Below are 21,467 nucleotides of genomic sequence, written 5' to 3' on the forward strand. Positions count from 1 at the left end.
GGCCATTTCTAAGTATTATGTGGATCTATTACCCGACACCCAGAAAGTAAAAAGTCAGGCACAGGGCCTGACTTTAGCATATCGCACGCACTTTATAACAGACTCAGAAAAATTCGCTTACAAAGCAAATACATTAATCATCATTTACCTACTTAAGTACGCTAAATTACTCTCATTTAGAGTGCGACAAATAACTGAGCACCAATAATAATAGCCCCCAAGATCCCGGCAAGACCGAGCGCAAATGTGCCGCCTACAACCTGATATCCTTGAGGCTGTATTTGACGCTGACGCAGGGCCATCGCAATTGGCAAGAAGATAATCATCACCACCAATGGCACAGCGGCAAAACCTAATACGGCAACAAAGCCTTCTGGCACATAAAGTGCGCATAACAGCGGTGGCACAAAGGTTAATAACCAGGTTTGCGCCCGACCGACGAAGGTCTTCTTGGCACGAGTTAACTCAGCCACAAAATCGTATAGGCTTAAGGTAACGCCAAGGAAAGAAGTGATTAAGGCTAAATCAGCAAACAGAGAAATACATTTGCTGATCAAAGGCGTGTGGGCAATCTCTTGTAAAGCACTGATAAGCGCAGGTAAAGAACCATTGAAGCCATTAATTTCGCTACCGCCTACCGTACCTAAGGTCACCAATAACCAGAAGATATAACAGGCTAGCGGAATGGTCGAGCCAATCAATAACACCTTGCGCAGAGACACGGTATCGCCATCTAAATAACGTACTAAGGTCGCGATACAGACATGAAAGCCAAAGGAAGTAAATACCACAGGGATAGCCGCCATCCAACTACTGGTCAAGGATTGCGCCACTGCACTGGTTGCCATACTGGCGATACTCACTTCAGGTAATAGAAACAGCACCACGACAATGAGCAATAGAATCATCAACGAAAATAAAAAACGTGACACTTTATCAACCCAAGCCACCCCTAACGCAGCAAAACCGCCGAGCACTAAGGTAAATAACACCACCGCAACTTGGTTATCTAACACTATGTCGAACATATTTTGGGCTTTAAGCACCAATAGGGACGAGCCCCCGGTTAGATAAGCAGCTGTTAAAGCAACCAGCAGGCTCAAAAATGATGCCCCCTGCACTATCTGGCCTTTCTTGCCGAGTAATTTGCCCGTAATCGCATGGACATTATCGCCCACGCCAGAACGAAGATTAATCTCAAGCATTAACAATGAGGTATAGGCTGACAGCCCCCAAATCACTACCATCAACAAAATAGCAGGTACCATACCTAAGGCCGCCGTAGCGAGCGGTAAGGCTAACATTCCCGCGCCAATAGCGGTCCCTGCAACAATGGCTATCGAGCCTAACATTTTTGAATTCACACAATTATCCTGTTCAAGTATTAATTATTATTTTTTAAGGTTTTTTGAGTAGATTTGAAGGATAAAGCCTTGCGCACTCTGTGATTAAGCTAACTGCATTCTCAAACGAAAAGCGTCACTAAACTTAAAGCATCCAATCCGATCTCAAAGAGCAGATCAATTGGCCCCAATAGCTTTTGAATATTTCAACCCAGTCGCCATTGAGGCTAACTAAATCGTTTGCAAAAAAGTGACATTAATTTCAACCGTGATTGCCTTAGCAAAACAGCGACAACGCGCGTGATAGAAGATAGCTAGGGACATTAACAGAGCCAATCCCAGCGGGCAAGCCAGTTGTGAACAAAGATAGAAGGTGCGCCAAATGGTAACAACTCAATAGCGCAGTGATAAACGAAAACACACAAGCCAACAAAATCGCTACCTTTGTGAAAAATACGCCAAATGCACTATGTAACCTCTACTCAGGTTAAGAAATGAATAATTGCAATCAACACAGTAAAAATTCAAGTTGTTACCTTCAAACTTCCATTTTGCGGTGATAACAAAGCGAATTTAGCGTCATAATAGCGAGCCTATTGCAAGTTAATTCAACGCTGTAAGCGGTGCAACGAGCAGTTAGATATACATTTATTATCCCGAGCCGAAGTTATATAAATCACCTCAAGATAACATTAGCCTTTGCGACACAAGGGCAATCCGATGATGGGCTTAAACACAATCCATATGTTTAAGCCCAATCTGATGAATTTAACAATCAGATATTAAATTACAGCTCAGTCCAAGCCATGGTCCAAGAGCTACCTACGCCAGGTTCGAATCCGGTAGCAGTTTGCGACCATTGCACACAATAACCATTGTAGGGCCAAGGTTTGCACTGATAGACCTTACCCGTTTTAGGTTGTAGTACTTTAGTGCCCGCAACATAGCTTTTGATCCCCTCAGGGAAGATAAAATCAGCATCCGGAGCGGTGGTTTGCTCTTTAAGGAAAAGATCAAAGTTTTGCTGGATAACTTCACCTTGTTTCGGCTCTGCTTTTACTTGCAAGTGATAATGCCCCGCCTTAGGTGCAACAACATCAAGCACTAAACTCGCGCTGGTATTATTTACTGCCTGAGTCACGTAGCCTGCCGCAGTGCCATCGTGGCTAAACAGGTAGGCCGAAACCTGCATATCTGCATTCGTGCTAACATCAAAGCTGACCTGCGCCGCGCCATCAACAATGGTGTAATCATCGGCTAAGGAGGTGACATTAAGCTGATTACCCGGTGCTGGCGCTATATCAAAGCTCACCTCCACCCGTTCTAAGCCCGACTTAGGTGCAGCAAAAATTTCATTTTTGCCATACACAGGTGAAATCACGCCAGCCGCATTCTTCTGCCCCGCTTTAAGTTGGGGTTGCTGAGCATTAATGGCGCTGGCTAATAGGAATGGCCAATTTTGCTTAGCGCCTTGGGTGGCATCGGCAATCGTAATTTGGGTTTGCTTGGCGCTTTGCTCACCATTGGCATCAAACACCCGCGTCATCACCTTATCACCCGCCTTAAGATCGAGGGATGGATTGATATCACCAATATCGGTCCATTCTCCGGGCACAACAGCGCCAGAGCTAAAGTTCACGTCAATCGCATTGTAAAAGCTGTTGGTAGTATCACCCACTTCCCACACTGCCAAAATCACGTGATAACCACTTCTGCCTTCTGGGACATAGCAATTATGCGTCACTAACTTCGGCGGTTGCACCATGCCACCATCGATCACACAAAATGGTGCCAAGTCAAAGCTGGCGCGGCTCAGAGCTTGATTTTGATCCCAACCTTGGCGAGTTAAATAGTAGCGCCAATTACGGGTCACATGGTTGGCAGTAAACTGCCAGCTAAAGTCATTCCAGCCCGATTTGATATCGCGCTTAGACCAACGACTTGGACTCTGTTCATCCAAAGGAGAAAACGCCCCATTCGCCGCACTGGCAATTTTACCGTCTGCTGGGCCAGATTCAGGGAATCCAGAAGGACCTTCAACACTTTGCGGCTCCCACTGAACCGCGCCACAGTTGACATTACTGCCCGTTTTACAGGCGTAAGAGCGAGACTCTGGCGATACGACATAACCATGGGCCGATGCCGTTTGGCTCACCAACGTACTGCCAGCAGCTAAAGCCAAGGTTACTAGGCTTAACTGAGAGAGTTTAGAGAAGGTGAGTTTTGGGATAATTGATTGAGAAAAAACAGTTAAATGTTCCACTTTAATGTACTCCGTAGGGTGCCTATTTAGATACAAGATTGGCATTGGTATAAAAGTGGTATTTAGGCAAAACAGCGTTTAGCAAAGCTATTTATTTTTCATAGAATTCAATATATTCAATGAATCCTAAAGCAACCCCGCTATCTTAGTTAACATCCCTTTACAACCTTAGACCGGAGGCTTTGCGTCCTAATTTTTCAATTAGTTTGCCCAATACGGTATATCTCAATTGATTAAGTTAACAGGATGTAACTCAAATACTGAGACCCGGCTAACCTAACAACAAAAGACAACGTTGTCAAAAAATAAATCATTACAATTCAATTAATTACAGAATGTTCAGCGGTATTTTTTTGGCACCTGTCAGATTTTATGCTTTAACGCTTGCTAAGTTTAATCTTGAAACGGAACGCTACTTGGGTATAATGCCCGTCTCGCTTCGGGGGAGTAGCTAACTGGATTTCGAGCCATCGATCTCTAGGGTGAACGTCAACATACTTGGCCGCATGCCATGGTGTTCACAGCAAATCATTGATTTGTCTTGCAAGACCTGAGCACAATAACCGCACCTAGGGGTGGACGGTCTATTGTGCTTATGTCAAATACCACCCCTAAAAGGATCACACTTGGAAGCGTTACTCGCCTCAACCTTTACGGTTGCTATTGCCGAGATTGGCGATAAAACTCAACTACTTGCCCTATTACTTGCCGCAAGATTTAAAAATAAAACCGCGATTATTTTAGGTATTTTCCTGTCAACCCTGTTTAACCATTTTGCCGCCGCTTGGCTTGGCCAATGGGCGATAAACTGGGTCACCCCTGATGTTGCACGTTATTTAGTGGCCGCCTCCTTCTTCGCGATTGCCCTTTGGGTGTTAATCCCCGATAAAGTCGATGCTGAAGAAAGTCGGTTTTATAAGATGGGGCCTTTTGTCGCGACCTTTATTCTGTTCTTTATTGCCGAAATGGGCGACAAAACCCAAATTGCCACAGTAGTGTTATCAGCAAAATACGATGCATTAGCCATGGTGGTGGCAGGTACTACCTTAGGTATGTTACTGGCGAACGTCCCTATAGTTATTGCTGGGCACTTTAGCGCCGAAAAATTACCGATGAAGTGGATCCACAGGGGCTGCGCAATTTTGTTTGCCCTACTCGGGGTCGCAACCTTAATCTATTAATTCAACCAATTGATTGAATTTAAATAAATTAAAAGGCCTGTGATTTGACAGGCCTTTTTGATTGGATTAACCGCTTAAATTATAACCCCAGCGCCGTTTTGATCCGTTTGCCGTAATCTGCATCAGCTTTTTGGAAATGTGCCAGCATACGTTGCTGTACATCCATGCTTGCCTGACGCAACGAACCTGAGATGGTTGCCACTAAGCGCTCTTTTTCATCTTCGCTGAAAATGCGGTACAAATTACCCGCTTGGGTGTAATCATCCTGACTGTAACGGCTGTAACGTGCCGCCTCGCCCTCTAAACGCAGTGGTGGCTCGGCAAAGTTTGTCGGTTCTACCAAAGCACCCGCCGTGCTATTGGGGCCATAGTTGGCAGAAGCATCGCCACCTGTTTGGCTGCCATTGTAAGGGCATTGAGTTCCCGCCATAGCGCCAGCACGTTGATGATGGTTAGCTCTAGCCGCATGTGGGCAGTTAACTGGCAATTGGTTGTAGTTCGCGCCAATACGATAACGCTGCGCATCGGCATAGGCAAACAGACGCGCTTGTAACATCTTATCTGGCGATGCACCCACACCAGGTACTAAGTTGCTCGGTGCTAAGGCCACTTGCTCCACTTCCGCAAAGTAGTTTTGCGGTAAACGGTTCAGTTCTAATACACCAATCTCAATTAACGGATAATCGCCATGTGGCCAAACCTTAGTTAAATCAAACGGATTGATATGGTAAGTATTAGCATCGGCCTCAGGCATGATCTGCACATTCACCGTCCAACGTGGGAAATTACCGTCGGTCACAGCCACTACCATATCGCGCTGGGATGAATCAGGGTCGATACCCTTTAACTTATCGGCTTGCTCGTTGGTTAAGTTCACTACGCCTTGCAGCGATTTAAAGTGAAACTTCACCCAGAAACGCTCGCCTTTAGCATTCCAAAAAGAGAAAGTATGCGAACCATAACCGTGCATTTGGCGATAGTTTGCCGGAATACCTCGGTCTGACATCAAAATTGTCACCTGATGCATAGCTTCAGGGTTGAGCGACCAAAAGTCCCACATTGCTTGTGGATCTTTAAGGTTAGTCAATGGGTTACGCTTTTGGGTATGGATAAAGTCTGGGAACTTGATACCATCACGCAGGAAGAAGGTCGGCGTGTTGTTACCTACGATGTCGTGATTACCACGAGCGGTATAGAAGCGCAGACCAAAACCACGTGGATCACGCTCGGCATCGGCAGAGCCCATTTCACCGCCAACGGTGGAGAAACGCACGAAAGTTTCAGTTTGCTTACCCACACCATTGAAGTGATCGGCAATGGTGTATTCGCTTAAGTCTTTGGTCAGAGTAAAAGTCCCGTAAACCCCTGTCCCTTTAGCATGTACCACACGCTCAGGAATGCGCTCACGGTTAAAATGAGCTAGCTTTTCAATTAAATGCCAATCTTGGAGGAGTAAAGGACCACGTTCTCCCGCAGACAACGAGTTTTGATCGTCTGCAATGGGGGAACCGCTCTGGCTGGTTAAATACTGTTGACTCATATCCTGCTCCTTATTTCTGGTTATTCGCTAACCAGAGTTCAATTAAATCATGAAGAGTGGCCATGGTTGGTCTCCCTTGGCTGACGACCTGTTGTCGATGAATAAAGCATAAGGGAATAAGAAAATCTTATAAAACGATTAAACTAGATTCTTACAATCTACTTTAAAGATTAAAACCGCTCGATATGGCACAAGGCAGGACTATAATCAGGGCGTGAGCAAAATCACACAGGCAACTTTAGTAATTGAGACCTAACGCTGTAAATGTAAAACTTTGATACAAAAGAAATTTATAAAGTTGTAATCAATTTAGTTCGAGTACTTAACACTCAGGATACTTTTCATAAAGCGACTCAGGTGCGCTAGTGGCCTCATACTAGCATGCCACTAGCGTACAAAACTCAATCAATAGGGTTATTACGATGAAGAGGATTCTCGATAAATTTTTATCAAGTAGTACAAATCAATCAGTACAATAAAAAAGTTAACTGCAGCAACGGGATAAGCCTGTATCGCCATCCCATAGGCAACAAAAAGCATCGCTCCAAACAAATTCAACCAACGTAATTTTTTGATGTCAGACATCATCAAAGAGATAGCCACTACCACCGACGCCAAATAACCAACCCATTCCCAAATCATTGCACTATCCATATCACAACCTTCTTTATTGATTTATTCCAGTGAAACAGGTTGGTTAATCCACACTAGCGTTTGACTACCGCTGCCGTCATCCGTGAAATACAGGTCAACTCCCCTGCACTGTTATGGATTAAGATTTCCCATACCGAGCTACGCTTACCCAAATGAATGGGTTTGGCCGTTGCGGTTAGCACGCCATTACGTGAAGCACGCAAATGGTTGGCGTTAATCTCTTGTCCTACACAATAGTATTGCTCAAAATCCACCGCAAAATTCGCGGCATAACTGGCCACAGTTTCGGCTAATGCCACATTCGCACCACCGTGTACAATGCCCAAAGGATTATGCACCGCAGGGGTTGCAGGCATTGTGGCCTTCATATAGTCATCGCCAATCTCGCAGATCTCAATCCCTAGGGTCTGCATCAAGGTGCCTTTGCCGCCCATTCCAGCATCTAAACGCGCACAATCTTCTAAGCTTACCGGTCTAAACCAAATACTCATTTCAACATCCTAGTAAAGAAAACCAGCTAGCAGTTTACTAAGAAGTGACTGAAGTTCAACACATAAGCAGTCGCTTAATCTGTCACCGATGCCAAGAAGACGCTACACCTAAGTTAGCCAGTGTTTTGTAACTGCAAAACGACTCAGCCAGACCAAGAAAATACCCCAAAGGATCACCACACTTGGCATCACCAAAGCGTCGCTACCTAATACTGATACAGCCTGTTGAATACCAAACACGTAACCCATTTGCACTATTACTGCAACAAAGGAAGCAAGTAAGACTTTATAAGAAAAAGCTTTTTTAATAAGGATTAACAAACAACCTATAACCCCAGAAACCACCGCAAATCCAAACACAAGGTTGAGCCATGTCGGGGTAGATTCGTAGAGTTTTATCTGCTCAGGACTCATTTGCGCCATCGTGTCTGGTGTCATGCTCATTTCGAGCACAAAGGCCAACAACCCCGTGATATTCCAAATTAAGCTAACTACTGCGACAAAATAAAACCACAATGGTGCCTTAACTGCACCGGTTGTATGATTAATCCCATTCGCTGTCATCTTTTTCTCCGTTGGACTCACACCCATCAAACACTATGAAAGCTCAACTAAACCAGCACCATAAAAGAGGGATGGCAAACCATCCCTTAGCTTTGAGTTTAGCTCACAAACTTAGTCGTGAAAGTCCGAACTGTCCATTAACGGCGACGACGCTGTAATCCAAATAGCGATAACAAGGCTAAGCCTAAATAACCTAGCGTACCACCATCATCCTTTGGCGTCGGCTGCGGTTTTGGTGGCACCACAGGTGCTGGATAACTTAACGCCACAATCACAGGGTCATGGTCTGAAGCAGAAAACGCATTCTCAGATTTGGCAAGATTGCCTGTGAATTTTTTGCCGTATTCGAACAGGCTAGATTCTACCGAGTTGATATGCCAATCTTCGATATCCACTAAACGCTTGGCAAGACTAGTGTTTGCCAAGGCATGGTCGAGGTTGCCTAACTCACCATTGTAGCTGTATGAGTAAGTGCCAGTACCGTGAGCTTTAGTATTGAGATTGATAAGACCATAACCTTTTTCAATCTTGCTGCCTTGGCGTTCAAACACTTTGCCATTTAAGGTGGTCCAAGAGGCTGTCTTGATAGCGCGATCAGACTTGCTGGCATCGAAGTCAGTCAATACGCGCAGAGGATCTTCCATGCCGTAGGCATTCATATCGCCTATAACCAGTAAATCGCCTTTCACGTCTTTTAATGCTTCACCTAACACTTTCGCTGCTGACACGCGGAAAGCATTACACTTACCCTGTTGATCAGCAGGATCAACAGACTCTTCGAAGTTAACCCAATCCTCCAAACAGCCTGAGCCTTTTGATTTAAGATGGTTAACAACAACGGTTAAGCTTTGATCATGGATATTAAAGGTTTGCGCTAAGCTATGACGTTGGTAAGCATCATTGCCAGGGTTAGTCTCAGTCTTGCCATCTTTAATACGAGTCACACTGCCCGCACTCGCATGTTGCTCTGGGGTTTCAATAGTACGAGCCGCCCCCGCAAGGCTTACTTTACCAGCACGATAAAGCATACCAACGGTAATGGCATCGCTACCAAAGTACTTACCGTCGTATTTATCTTTGTCGTCGATTTGAATATAGCTGTAAGCGTTTTCTGTGGTTTGCTTCTCGTTTAAGGCATCGACCAAGTTCTTAATCGCGCTCTTTTCGCCAAAACCGTTGTTAGCAATTTCCATCAAGCCAACGATATCGGCATTCATGGCGGTAATCGCACTGACGATTTTTGTGCGTTGTAGTAGCATTTCTTCTTCGGTCAATGCGCCGCGATTACCACCTGATGGGTTAGTATCGCCGCCTACAACATCGTTGAAGAAGTTAAGCACGTTAAAACTGGCCACACGAATATCGCCTTTGGTGGCCACGCTGGGTTCATCGGTTCTATCATCGCCACGGATAAAATCGCCTGCAGTAATAGTATTAGTTGCCACTAAACGGTAAGCACCGTAGCTGTAGCCAACCACACCTTGCAGATTTGTTAGTTGATCGCCCACGCGGATATAACCTGTTTCGGCGTTAAAATCAGGGAAGTAAGGAATAACGCCATCCGCAGGCTTGTAATCGGATTCAATAAACAGCTGATTCTCGCGGTTTGATTTAGCTAATGCCGTCGCCTCGGCAGAAAGCGCTGGATATAACTGGGTCGGCTTCATCAGGGGTGCTTTGTATGACACCAACATGTTATTGCGCTTACCCGCGTAGTCGTAGCTAAAGGTACGACTGATCTTCAAATCGCTGCCCGCATCCAATAGTACATTCATCCCTTCAAAACGCTCTAATGCCTGAGCCAAAGTTTCACCTTCTGCTACATAGAAAGGTGCGGCGACAGGGATTTCGCCCTTAGTGCCAACTTCAAATTTCTTATCGGTTTTGATATCAATTTGAGTCAAGCCGAAGTATTCCTTCACCTTACCCTGAACACAAATTTCAACCCCAGGCTGAATCGCTGCGGGTGGCGTTTCACCTAAAAACACAAATACGCCATCGGAAGTGTATGGCGAGTTATCACCCTTCACTTCTTGCAGATAAAAACCTTTAAATAAATTCTCACCACGGGCAGTGACGACACCGCGAACGGTGACTTCGCTTTCAGACTCGAATGCGCCAGCTGGCACATAAGGGCTAGACTCTCCCGCACCTTGAACTTGGTAAATTGGGACAATTTTTGCACCGCTGCAGCTAAATGCAGGTGTTTCAGGCTTAGTTGGGGTATCCAGTGAGCCAAGACCTGTGAAAGTATCTTTAGGTAATTGTTCCCACTGGCCAGGATTGAAGACAGTATTTGCCACTAATGAGTCAAGCTTGCGCTTAAGGGTAACATCAAGCCCCCAACCCACAGGAGTTGGCACGTCACCAATAATATCGACAACCGCACCATCTTTAACTAAGGCAACCGCATCGCCACCGTTAAAACTTAAGGTACCAGAAAAACTATCAACGCCTTGAGGCAGAGTAATAACACCACTTGAATTGAGAATGACTTTAGTGGCTTTAGCTGCGATGCTTTGTCCATCTAACACTTGCATATCTGCCGCATCGGTGGCGCCATCTTTATAACGAACGAGTTTATAACCAGTAAGATCTATTGCTGTATTGCCACTGTTATATAATTCAATCGCTTTGTTATTTGAGCTACCTTCAACATACTCAGTGATCATTACATTAGCGTTTGCCATCATAGGCAAAGCCGCGGCTACAGCTAAAGAAATAGCTGTTAACTTATTAACATTTTCCATATCAACAACCCCATTATTATAATATTGCCGCTAATTTTTATTAACGTGCGAGCGGATTATTCCAGAGTTGCAGGGCTAAAAAAAGGGGGCAAGATCTCACTATGCACGCATAAGATATTGATGGAAATGAAATTTTACGGGTTAAATTGTCTTATATTCAGAACAGTGGCATAAGGCAAAAGTGTTAAATAATGACAAAACAATAAGTAAGAAAAAGACATCTAACAGGCCCAATCAAGCCCGATGAGTAAATAATAACCGCAAAAATAAATGTGATATTTTAATGATATTTTTTAACATACCATTCTGAATAAACGCATTAAACTTCCCATATTCAATATACGTGGTTAATTTAACCCTTAATCAGTCTTTGATTATTTTGAAATAATTGCTCTTTTAATCCCAAATAATCACGTTTCCAAATAAAAAATTTAAACAACAATAAAGCCAAGTCCCTTAATATGACTAGGTTTACTGATAAATTAAAACAACTGAGGGATTCAATCGCATAAAAAAATACCGCCCTAGGGCGGTATTTTTATAAAAGCGAACGGCTGCTAAACATTACTTCTTAGCAGGCTCTGCTGCAGGAGCAGCTGCTTTCTCAATTGATTTCAGTTCAACTTCAAAAATCAGCGTTGAGTTAGGTGGAATAGTACCATTATCGCGATCACCGTAAGCTAAGTTTGCAGGAATAACAAACTTGTACTTAGCGCCAACTGGCATCAATTGTACGCCTTCGGTCCAACCAGGAATAACACGATTCAACGGGAACTTAAGCGACTCACCACGTTTGTACGAGCTATCAAACTCTTTACCGTCAATCAGTGTGCCCACGTAATCCACTTCTACAGTGTCTTCAGCAGCTGGCTTCTCACCTGAACCTGGAGTTAATACTTCGTATTGCAGACCAGATTCAGTGGTGACTACGCCTGGCTTAGCTTTGTTTTCATCAAGGAATTTTTTGCCATCCTCGAGATTTTTCGCCGCAATGGCTTTAGCTTGTTCTTGACGTTTGTCGTTTAACTTCTTATCTAAACTTTGAAGAATGGTTTGCATTTCTTCTTCAGTTAATTTCAGTTGATCATTTAAACCGTTAGTGAAACCAGTCACGATCAAAGTGCGGTCAACCGGCAGGCCTAATTCTTCTTGCTCTTTAATGTGGCCAGACATATAACGACCGATTGAAGCGCCAACACTGTAGGCTTCTTTCTGTGCTTCAGTCGTTAATTCAACATTTGTGCTTGTATTTGTTGCTTTTTCTTCTTGATTACAAGCAGATAGGCCAATAACAGCCAATGCAACTAACGATAATTTATAAATCGATTTCATTAAAGCTTCCTCAGCATCCTCAAGCGGTTACAATAACCTAAGCGCGACAACTTTATACTACTTATCTGGGTTATACCAACTAGATTCTTTATGGGTTAACTGTGATTAATTTCACTCTACCGAACTAGAGACACCAACTTTAGGAGCAAGTTCATGAAGAAAACCCTACTGCTGGTAATTTGCACGATGTTTTTAACTGCATGCCACCCCAGAGCCGACGATATTCGCGAGCTCTCAAAAGAGCCTTCTTACAGTGCCAGCCTCTCAAATGATGGCACGCTTGCCATTATCGCCACACAGAGTCAGGGAGTGCAGTGTTGGGACTTAATCCATCACACCCTAAAATACCAATGGGTGCATGGTGACCTCAATACAGGCGTGACCAGCACAGCCATTTCGCCTAATGGTGAGTTTGTTGCATCGTTAAGCCGCGATTCAGTTGTGTTGTGGACAATTGCCGATGGAAAATCCCTCGGTTGGTGGTCACTGCCATCATCGGGGGAAAGTGTTGCGGTGGCCAACAATGGAGCTTTACTTATCGGCTTAAACGATGGCAGCGTTATGTCCCTCAATGCGGCTAAAACGGCACTGATCAAGTTTTTAGGTCATAAAGAACGCGTCAATACGGTTGCCATTTCAGCAGATGGGCGCATAGCGCTTACGGGTTCAAATGATATGCAGGCCATTTTATGGCAAGCGCAGAGCGGGCAGCCTATCCACACTTGGGATCTTGGCAGTAGAGTGACTAAAGTCGCACTGAACGACAGTGGCAGTTTAAGTTTTACCAATGGCAGTACTAACGAAGCAAAAATATGGGACAATGCAAGCGGTAAGCTTTTAAATCAATTAGAGATTAATCGTCGCCAAATGACTTTTTCAGCGGTACGATTTACACAGCAAGACAAGCAGTTATTAACCGGTACCCCCGCCCGCGAAGTCATACTCTGGCAACGCAATACGGGTAAACCTATTGCCCAGTGGCAAATTGCGCTGACGAAACACAGCCAAAACCGTGGAGCCGTTGTATACTCTGTGGCAATTCGAGATACCAATAAAGTCGTTAGTATCAGTAGCCAAGGCTTAGTCGAGACTTGGCAACAATAGAGGTTAGTCATGCAAGGCGTACAAGAACAGATTGAAGAGCTGCAAACTAAATTAGCTTTTCAAGAGCTCACGGTCGAAGAGTTGAACCAAGAAGTGATTAAATTGAACCAACTCGTGGCCCACCAGCAACATCAAATCCAGCTATTAATTGGAAAGTTGCAGGCGATAGAACCGAGTAATATGGCGACCCAAGCCGAAGAGACACCACCACCCCATTATTAGTAATAACGAACTAAAACTGTAAACCAAGTGATGGCCACTAAATATCCAGGGAATGCGATGTTTAAAGATGAAATGCGACAAACACCCAATAAGCCACTGCCGATAGCCGTGGTGGGGGAAGCCATTTTAAAACAACAGGCGATTGAAGTACGTGACTTTGATGACACACTCAATCAGTTAGCATCGCAAATGGCGGCAAGCATGGAGGAGGCAAAAGGCGTCGGCATTGCCGCTCCTCAAGTCCATAGTCCACTCGCCCTGTTTATCATGGCCTCAAGACCAAACGAGCGTTATCCCGACGCCCCCTTAATGGAACCACTTGTGGTGGTAAACCCACAGATCGTGTTGAGATCTTTGCAACTTGAGAAGGGGGAGGAAGGTTGTTTATCTGTCCCTGGGCAACGGTTTACCATTTGGCGCCATCAGACAATTGTTGTGCGCTATCAAAACCTCGCAGGACAGTGGCAACACTCTGAGTTAACAGGTTTTATCGCACGCATTTTCCAACATGAATTTGATCATCTTCAAGGGATCACTTTGCTTGAGCGTTCACAAATGCCAGAGCAAAAACTAATGGCGCAAGAAGGTAAACCACAGGCATGAAAACCACCTTCATTCATTCTTTTATCAGACCCACAATCAGCACGCTGATGCTCGCCGCCATCTTAGGCTCGAGTGGTTGTGCTTATAACAGTATTTTTATTAATTACCCGGCACAAATTGCGCCAGTAAAACAAGAACTCAATACTGCTAAGCCCATGGCTGAGCTCGATAAATTAGCCAGTAATATCCAAGGTAATGACGGTTTACTCTACGCCCAAGAGGCGGGGCGCGTGGCCCAAGTTGCGGGGGATTTTGCCAGCAGTAAAAAGTACTACCAGCAAGCGGTTGCGGCCTATACGGCCTTTGATGACAAAGCAAAAATTAGTGCCAGCGATATCGGCGCAACGGCCACCAGCTTAGTGTTAAACGATAATGCCATACCTTATCGCGGCCCAGGCTACGAGCGGATTATGCTACACCAATATCAGGCGCTAAATTACCTCTTCAGCGGTGACTATCAAGGCGCATTGGTGGAAGTTCGTCGCAGTAACGAACTGCAAAGCTCAGAGCAGGAACGCTACCAAAAGTCGCAAAAATCAGTACAAGCTATGGCCAATGGCACAATCGATGCAGAGGTCAATCGGCTCGGTCAAGCGGCTGGCACTGTGACCAGTTCCTTCCTAAACGCCTATAGTTATTACACAACGGGCGTACTTCACGAAGTGCTTGGTGAGCCAAACGACGCCTTTATTGATTATCGTAAAGCGGCGCAAATCACCCCAGATAACACTTATCTGCAACAGGATTTAGTGCGCCTTGCCAAACAACTCGGCATGCCACAATACGATGAATTTAAAAAACGCTGGGGCGACGCCAAACTCCCAAAAGCGGGTGAAGGCCAAGTGATTTTAATGGTCGAAAAAGGCTTTGTACCTGAAAAACAAGCGCTCACTGTCCCCTTTACCATTCATGGCAACTGGCAAACCGTGTCTCTTGCCACCTATGGACCCAACAATAGCTATGTGCCAGAGACGCAGGTACAAGGCTTAGGTACAGTGCTCAAAACGGAACCTATCGCCAATATTGATGCCTTAGCGATTACCGCCTTGAAGGAAGATTTACCCGGCACCTTAGTCCGCCAAGTGGCGCGGGTATATGCTAAATCGGAGATGGCTTATCAGGTCGAAAAAAGCGGTAAGCCCGGCAATAATGCTGCCGATATTGGCAGTATCGCCATGCAGATTTTTAACGTTGTCACCGAACAGGCGGATCGACGCAGTTGGTTGACACTGCCAAAACAAGCGCAAATCGGTAGACGTTATCTCAATCCGGGTGAATATACCCTGCAATTGGATAAAGCCCCACCGGCAAAAATTGACGTTGCTGCAGGCAAGACCACCTTGGTCTGGGCAATTGATACTGGTAATTACACCCGAATTTATTCAATAATCATTTAACCAAGCGGTGAATGTTTGAATAAAACGAGTGTCATTAAGTTTTTACAATCACAAAATGGAACTGACTATGAAACAATTTAAACTGATTTTTGTGCTGGCTGCCGTGATGGGTCTGGCTGCATGTCAATCGAAAGTCGAGTATGGCGATGCCACAGAAGTTGAAACCGTTAACGAAAACTTTGGTTCAACGGATCTGCAAGCCATTGCCGCTAAGATGGTAGATAGCATGATGACATTCCCACCTATCGTAGCGATAACAGCGAATGACCGCCCAATTTTGTTTGTTGATAGCATCAAAAACAAAACCTCAGAGCATATTGATACTGAGTCAGTGACCGACTCGATCAGCAATAAGTTACTCCGTTCTGGCAAGTTCCGTTTTATCGATATGACTAAAGTCGATTCAGTACGTAAACAACTGGATTATCAAAACAATACCGGTATGGTTGACCCATCAACCGCAATCAAATTTGGCCGCCAAATCGGTGCTCAATACATGCTCTATGGCAATCTATCTAGCATTGTGAAGCAAGATGGCAGCACCAAAGACGTTTACTACAAGATGACAATGCGCCTGATGGATTTAGAAACAGGTCTTATCGAATGGTCTGACGAAAAAGAAATCCGTAAGACTAAGTCTAAGTCTTTCTTGGGCATGTAATTCATTACAGCTTCATCGGCTAACGCCGAAATACGCCAAAAAAAAGCCAGCATTTTTGCTGGCTTTTTTACATTTTTAACATTGGTTATCCATGCTAAATAAGGTAGTGTACTCGCCCAAAACACTCAGCAATGATGCCGCCTTCAAACGGGGATGAGTTTGCCGCTCAGCGAGGGCTTCACTCGCACTCCTAAGCCGCATCAAAGCCATAAATAAAGTACATCGTTGAAGGATTGAAGTAGTGAATTTGTTTAAAGCTAGCCTAGTCGCCCTCACCTGCTCAGCATTAATGTCGTGCGCCGTCCAAAATCCTTTAAATACAGGACCAAGGGATACGAGTTCCTATATCAGCCAGTATCAGGCCAGCTTGCGTTCACAGGTGATATCGGATGTACATTATGAATTAGATTTTCAACTGACTGGCGATACCGAATTCAGTGCGACGACGAAAGTGAACTTCAATTTAAGCGAAGTGCCCAAACAACTGAGCTTAGATCTCAACAAAGCACAAATTAAGCGCTTTTTGATCAACGGCACCGCCGTTTATCCAAATTATAATGGCGCCTATATTAGCCTCAACACTCGCTTACTGACTTCAGGGGAAAACACGATTGAAGTGCAATTTACCCGAGCACACAGTACCAATGGTGAAGGTTTGCACCGGTTCCAAGACCCAGTTGATGGCAAGGTTTACCTTTACTCCCATTTTGAACCTGCTGCAGCCCAACAAATGTTTGCGGTATTTGATCAACCCGACTTGAAGGCCAATTATAAAATCAGCGTAACTGCACCTAGGGATTGGCAAGTTATCAGTACGACCCGTGAAACAACCGTCACTCCAGCGGGCGCCTTTAATCGTTGGGAGTTTCCTGAAACGCCTAAGTTAAGCCCTTATAACTTCTCTATGCATGCGGGCCCATACTATATGTGGCAGGATAATTCTGGCCGTTATCCGATGCGCTTATTCGCACGGCAATCCGTTGCCAGCCAAGTGAATCCACAGGACTGGTTTACCTACACCAAACAAGGGTTAACCTTCTTTGACGCCTACTTTGGTATTCCTTACCCCTTTAAAAAATATGATCAGATCCTCGTGCCTGATTTTCTCTACGGCGCGATGGAAAACGCAGGAGCCGTGACCTTCGCCGAAGATCACTTCCTCCACAAAGCGGACATGACCGCCGAGCAAAAACAAAACTTAGCGGGCGTAATTATGCACGAAATGGCCCACCAATGGTTTGGCGATCTCGTGACCATGAAGTGGTGGAACGGCCTGTGGTTAAACGAAAGTTTTGCGTCTTTTATGGGTACGCTTGCGACCCAAGAAGCGACCGAATTTACCAATGCATGGCGCAGTTTTTATGCTCAAGGCAAACAACGTGCCTATGAGCAAGACAGCTTAGTGACCACTCATCCCATTGAAGTTCCCGTGGCAACAACCCAAAATGCCTTCGATAACATCGATGCCATTACCTATCAAAAAGGCGCCTCCACCCTCAAACAGCTACGCCATTTACTCGGTGATGTGGTGTTTCGCCGCGGCGTGAGCAACTACCTCAAACAATATAGTTATCAAAATGCCGAGCTAGATGACTTCATCAATAGCCTCGCCAAAGCCTCAAATCGAGACTTAAGCGCATGGACGCAGGAATGGCTATACAGTGCAGGGGTAAATACGATCAAGGCAGAGTACCGCTGCGACGGTAACCGCATCAGCGAATTTAGTCTACTGCAATATCCTGCCAGCAGCGAACTGCCAACACTTAGGGAGCAAAAAGTACAAATCGCGCTCTTCACAAAAGGACGTTTCGATTTACGACATGAGACCACAGTACCCGTCACCTACAAAGGTGAGCGCACGGAAGTGAAGCAATTAGTCGGTGAGCGTTGTCCAGATCTGGTTTACCCTAACTACGATGACTGGGGTTTTGTGAAGGTACAACTCGATGACAAATCCTTTGATACCGCCAAGGAACAGTTAAGTAAGGTGACAGACCCGCTTCTGCGTTCAATGTTATGGCAAAGCTTGTGGGACAGTGTGCGTGAGGGTAACCTGAGTTTGGACCAATACCTGAGCACAGTGTTTATTAATGCACCAGCAGAAAATGACTACACAGTTGTCGGCCAAATTATTTCAAGCCTGCTACGCAGTAAAGCGTACCTTGCGCAAATCGCACCAATCCAGCAAAACTATGCTGAAAATGCGGTAAAAGGCTTAGCACAGATGAGCCTTCGAAAAACGATGGAGAGTAGAGGCAACAATGATTTCCAGCGCCGCTGGTTTAATGCTTATATTCAATTAGCGGGCGATCGCGACAGTTTACGACACTTAGCACAATTACTAGATGGCACAACCAAAATCAAAGGGTTAACCTTAGATCAAGATCTGCGCTGGGCTATCATCACTCAGCTAAATCGCTACGACTTCCCCAATGCGCAGCAACGTATCACACGGGAAATTGCACGCGATAACTCAGATTCGGGTGAAAAGGCAGCATTAGCGGCACAGGTCATCCGCCCTGAAGCCGCGGCTAAGCGTCGCTGGCTAAGTAAGGTACATACCGATGCACTACCCTTTGCAAAACAGCGCATTATCATGGAAAACCTCTATCCTGCTGAGCAAAAGCTCTTAAGTGCCGCCACCGCCGAAGAGCGCCTCGCAAACTTAGCAGACATGGATAAAAAAGGCCCAGTGTTTATGCGTAGCTACAGCCGCAGCCTTATTCCAACCGATTGTAACTACAACAGTATTGCTGCCTTAGATAAAGTATTAGACAGCCAAACAGGCTTATCTAATCTTAGCCGTCGTAGTTTATTAGAAACGCGCCAAGCCGAGCAGCGCTGCGTACTAATTAAAAATAAAATGACCCATTGATAATAGCTCACAAAAATGAGGCTCTGACGAGCCTCATTTTTTAGCACCATCCAATTTTTAAGTATCATCCAAACCATGTGCAAAACTAAGCGCCATGCCATCAAAATCCTGAGCAATTGTTTATTCAACACTTTATGCTGTAATCCAAGATTGAATTACACCCACCAATTGTCTTGGCAAAAAATATAAGGCGGATATGTAGCCAAGGATTAAAACACCAGCGTGGTAAATTCCATTTCATATTATACAGCTAGCCCTCTTAAGGGCGTGTTCAAGATGCAATTATTCATTACTCTTTGAAAATACTACATTTATAATAATCCCTATATTGCGCGGTAAATGAAACCTGCTATATCAGATTACGCAATTTGCCGATCTCGACTTAAAAATGAAATAAGGTTCAGTCCACAACTTTATCAAATCGTTAATGATAAGCCATGAACTATTAATACTTTAGCCATTTCAGCCGCTATACTCTATTAACGTTAGGCTGCTAACGGAATTTAAAGGAATTAAATATGCGTTCAACACTTAAAACTCGCCTACTTTTTAGTAGTCTCTTTGCAGTATTCATTACCGTCGCAGTGCTGGTAAGTATTTCAAGTTATGTCATTAGAAATCATGCAATAGGTAATACCCAAGGTGAGATTGATCAACTCGCTAACACTTTTGCAGAAGGTATTGGTCTGTGGATGCAAGATAGAAAAACAGCCATCACTAGCCTTAAAAAGACCGTTGAGGCTGATCCCAATGTGCAAATTACCCCTTATTTATTACAGGCCCACAATGCGATGGGATTTGCACTCACGTATTTTGGTGACGAGCAAGGCAACATGTACCGCCAAGACCCCGCGCTCAATACCGCAAACTATGACCCACGCGAACGCCCTTGGTATATGGATGCTAAAGCTGCCAATGCCATGGTAATGACGGCCCCCTATGTTAGCGCCACGCTTAAAAAACAAGTCGTGACTATCGCAGAACCAGTGATGGTCTCAGGTCGACTCTTCGGCGTAGCCGCCGCAAACCTGACCATAGATCAACTCACCGATGCGGTGCAACGACTCGAAGTGCCAGGCAAGGGCTACACTCTGATGGTAGATACCGCAGGACTTATCATTAGCCACCCCAACACTCAGCTCAATAACCAACAACTTACCAAAATTGATAGTCATTTCACCCCCAGTTGGCTATCCCAACGCGCCAACGCCAATACCATGGAAGAGCGCGAGCTAGATGGTGGGACTCAATTAGTCTATGTAGCAGCCGTCCCCTCTACTGATTGGGCATTAATATTTGTGATGAATAAGCAAGAAATCATGTCACAAGCCACATCGCTTGCTTGGTGGATGTCAGCCGTGGGCGTGGGCTTACTGTTGATATTTGGTTTGGTCTTGGTCGCAATTTTCAAAATGCAATTTAAAGACTTAGAGCGTGTTGCTTTAGCACTCAATGATATAGCCGAAGGAGATGGCGATCTGACCGTTAGAATCCATACCGCAAACAGCCATGATGAAATTGGCATATTGGCTTCAGGTTTTAACCGCTTTGTCGAACGCCTACATGGCATGATTTCAAGAATGCACAATATTGCGGGCCAACTTGAATATCAAGCCAAGGGCAGCAGTGCTTCTGCGGCAGATAATAGTCAACGCATTGAGGTTCAACAGGATGAAGTGACCATGGTTGCAACCGCCGTTACCGAAATGGCCAGTGCCACCGAAGAGATTGCCAGCAATGCAGAGCATACAGCACAAACGGCGCAAAATGCAGTAAGCCTTTCAAATCATGGCCAAAAACAAGTGATGCAAAGTCAGCAATCTATTCGCAACTTAGCGAATGAGGTCGATACCGCAGGGCGTATTATCAGTGAGCTGAATGAACACTCACAAAAAATTAATAGCATTCTATTAACGATCAGTGGAATTGCAGAGCAAACAAACTTACTGGCGTTAAACGCCGCCATTGAAGCCGCCCGAGCGGGTGAACAAGGCCGTGGTTTCGCCGTCGTTGCCGATGAAGTTCGCGTATTGTCACAACGCACCCATTCTTCAACCCAAGAAATTCAAGCCATGATTGAAACCTTGCAACAAACGGCAGGCAAGGCGGTAAAATCCATGACTCAAAGTCATGCTATGGCAGAAACCAGTGTGTCTGATGCAAACTCTGCCAGCGAAAGCCTGCTGCAAATCAGTAAAGCCATTAATGAAATTTCGGATATGGCCAGCCAAATCGCTACCGCCGCAGAGGAGCAAACCTCTGTCACCAGCGAAATTAACCGTAATACCGAATCAATTCGTGAAGTCTCTGAAAATCTCTCTATTGAGGCCCAAAGCGCGATGGTACAGTCGCAGGAGCTTGCTCACTTAGCTGCCTCGCTGCAACAGGAAGTCTCACGTTTTAAACTATAAGAAGTGCATTGCCATTGATACCGCCCCCAATAGCGACTCATTATTGGGGGATTTTATCGATTCATCGATTCATCGA

16 protein-coding genes and 1 riboswitch are annotated in these 21,467 nt (G+C 45.0%); of the genes, 8 read left to right on the forward strand and 8 right to left on the reverse strand.

What is annotated here, in order from left to right; genetic code table 11:
* Window positions 1-176: 176 nt before the first annotated feature.
* Window positions 177-1,352, reverse strand: a complete 1,176-nt coding sequence (locus tag H9J30_RS03180) for an aromatic amino acid transport family protein (protein WP_240130063.1) — start codon at window positions 1,350-1,352, stop codon at window positions 177-179.
* A gap of 778 nt (window positions 1,353-2,130) precedes the next feature.
* Entirely contained in the window at window positions 2,131-3,606 is a 1,476-nt protein-coding gene (gene gbpA, locus H9J30_RS03185) for an N-acetylglucosamine-binding protein GbpA (protein ID WP_240129635.1), read from the reverse strand.
* Between the two features lie 127 nt (window positions 3,607-3,733).
* A riboswitch (cyclic di-GMP riboswitch) is annotated at window positions 3,734-3,827 on the reverse strand.
* Window positions 3,828-4,232: 405 nt separating this feature from the next.
* Between gbpA and H9J30_RS03190 the strand changes: the two genes are divergently transcribed.
* Window positions 4,233-4,787 carry a TMEM165/GDT1 family protein gene (locus H9J30_RS03190; RefSeq protein WP_240129636.1) on the forward strand — a complete coding sequence of 185 codons (555 nt, stop codon included), beginning with the start codon at window positions 4,233-4,235 and terminating at the stop codon, window positions 4,785-4,787.
* A 79-nt stretch (window positions 4,788-4,866) separates the two neighbouring features.
* Here the strand turns inward: H9J30_RS03190 and katB are convergent, their stop codons facing one another.
* The 6 genes from katB to fkpA form a co-directional block, all read right to left on the reverse strand.
* Complete coding sequence (katB, locus tag H9J30_RS03195) at window positions 4,867-6,327, reverse strand: catalase KatB (protein WP_240129637.1); 1,461 nt, start codon at window positions 6,325-6,327, stop codon at window positions 4,867-4,869.
* A gap of 417 nt (window positions 6,328-6,744) precedes the next feature.
* Window positions 6,745-6,981 carry a hypothetical protein gene (locus H9J30_RS03200; protein ID WP_240129638.1) on the reverse strand — a complete coding sequence of 79 codons (237 nt, stop codon included), beginning with the start codon at window positions 6,979-6,981 and terminating at the stop codon, window positions 6,745-6,747.
* Window positions 6,982-7,034: 53 nt separating this feature from the next.
* Window positions 7,035-7,472 (reverse strand): PaaI family thioesterase, encoded by a 438-nt coding sequence (locus tag H9J30_RS03205; RefSeq protein WP_240129639.1) that lies wholly within the window; start codon window positions 7,470-7,472, stop codon window positions 7,035-7,037.
* A 108-nt stretch (window positions 7,473-7,580) separates the two neighbouring features.
* The gene (locus H9J30_RS03210) at window positions 7,581-8,036 is read right to left on the reverse strand and encodes a hypothetical protein (RefSeq protein ID WP_240129640.1); all 456 of its coding nucleotides are present in this window, start codon (window positions 8,034-8,036) and stop codon (window positions 7,581-7,583) included.
* Window positions 8,037-8,173: 137 nt separating this feature from the next.
* Window positions 8,174-10,786, reverse strand: coding sequence for an extracellular exonuclease ExeM (exeM, locus tag H9J30_RS03215; protein WP_240129641.1), 2,613 nt, complete (start codon window positions 10,784-10,786; stop codon window positions 8,174-8,176).
* Window positions 10,787-11,350: 564 nt separating this feature from the next.
* Window positions 11,351-12,118, reverse strand: coding sequence for an FKBP-type peptidyl-prolyl cis-trans isomerase (fkpA, locus tag H9J30_RS03220; protein WP_240129642.1), 768 nt, complete (start codon window positions 12,116-12,118; stop codon window positions 11,351-11,353).
* 153 nt (window positions 12,119-12,271) lie between these two features.
* Between fkpA and H9J30_RS03225 the strand changes: the two genes are divergently transcribed.
* From H9J30_RS03225 to H9J30_RS03255, 7 genes are all read left to right on the forward strand, one after another.
* Window positions 12,272-13,222, forward strand: a complete 951-nt coding sequence (locus H9J30_RS03225; RefSeq protein WP_240129643.1) for a WD40 repeat domain-containing protein — start codon at window positions 12,272-12,274, stop codon at window positions 13,220-13,222.
* A gap of 9 nt (window positions 13,223-13,231) precedes the next feature.
* Window positions 13,232-13,444 carry a SlyX family protein gene (locus H9J30_RS03230; protein ID WP_011071317.1) on the forward strand — a complete coding sequence of 71 codons (213 nt, stop codon included), beginning with the start codon at window positions 13,232-13,234 and terminating at the stop codon, window positions 13,442-13,444.
* 57 nt (window positions 13,445-13,501) lie between these two features.
* Window positions 13,502-14,047 (forward strand): peptide deformylase, encoded by a 546-nt coding sequence (gene def / locus H9J30_RS03235; protein WP_240129644.1) that lies wholly within the window; start codon window positions 13,502-13,504, stop codon window positions 14,045-14,047.
* Complete coding sequence (locus tag H9J30_RS03240; protein WP_240129645.1) at window positions 14,044-15,444, forward strand: COG3014 family protein; 1,401 nt, start codon at window positions 14,044-14,046, stop codon at window positions 15,442-15,444. The genes def and H9J30_RS03240 overlap by 4 nt, the downstream gene beginning before the upstream one ends.
* 67 nt (window positions 15,445-15,511) lie before the next feature.
* Window positions 15,512-16,105, forward strand: a complete 594-nt coding sequence (gene lpoB, locus H9J30_RS03245; protein WP_240129646.1) for a penicillin-binding protein activator LpoB — start codon at window positions 15,512-15,514, stop codon at window positions 16,103-16,105.
* Window positions 16,106-16,346: 241 nt separating this feature from the next.
* The gene (gene pepN, locus H9J30_RS03250; protein ID WP_240129647.1) at window positions 16,347-18,980 is read left to right on the forward strand and encodes an aminopeptidase N; all 2,634 of its coding nucleotides are present in this window, start codon (window positions 16,347-16,349) and stop codon (window positions 18,978-18,980) included.
* A 518-nt stretch (window positions 18,981-19,498) separates the two neighbouring features.
* A complete protein-coding gene (locus tag H9J30_RS03255; RefSeq protein WP_240129648.1) occupies window positions 19,499-21,391 on the forward strand; it encodes a methyl-accepting chemotaxis protein in 1,893 nt (630 codons plus the stop codon).
* The last annotated feature ends 76 nt before the right edge of the window (window positions 21,392-21,467 follow it).

This window comes from Shewanella cutis (genome assembly GCF_022410515.1).
GTDB classification, from domain to species: domain Bacteria; phylum Pseudomonadota; class Gammaproteobacteria; order Enterobacterales; family Shewanellaceae; genus Shewanella; species Shewanella cutis.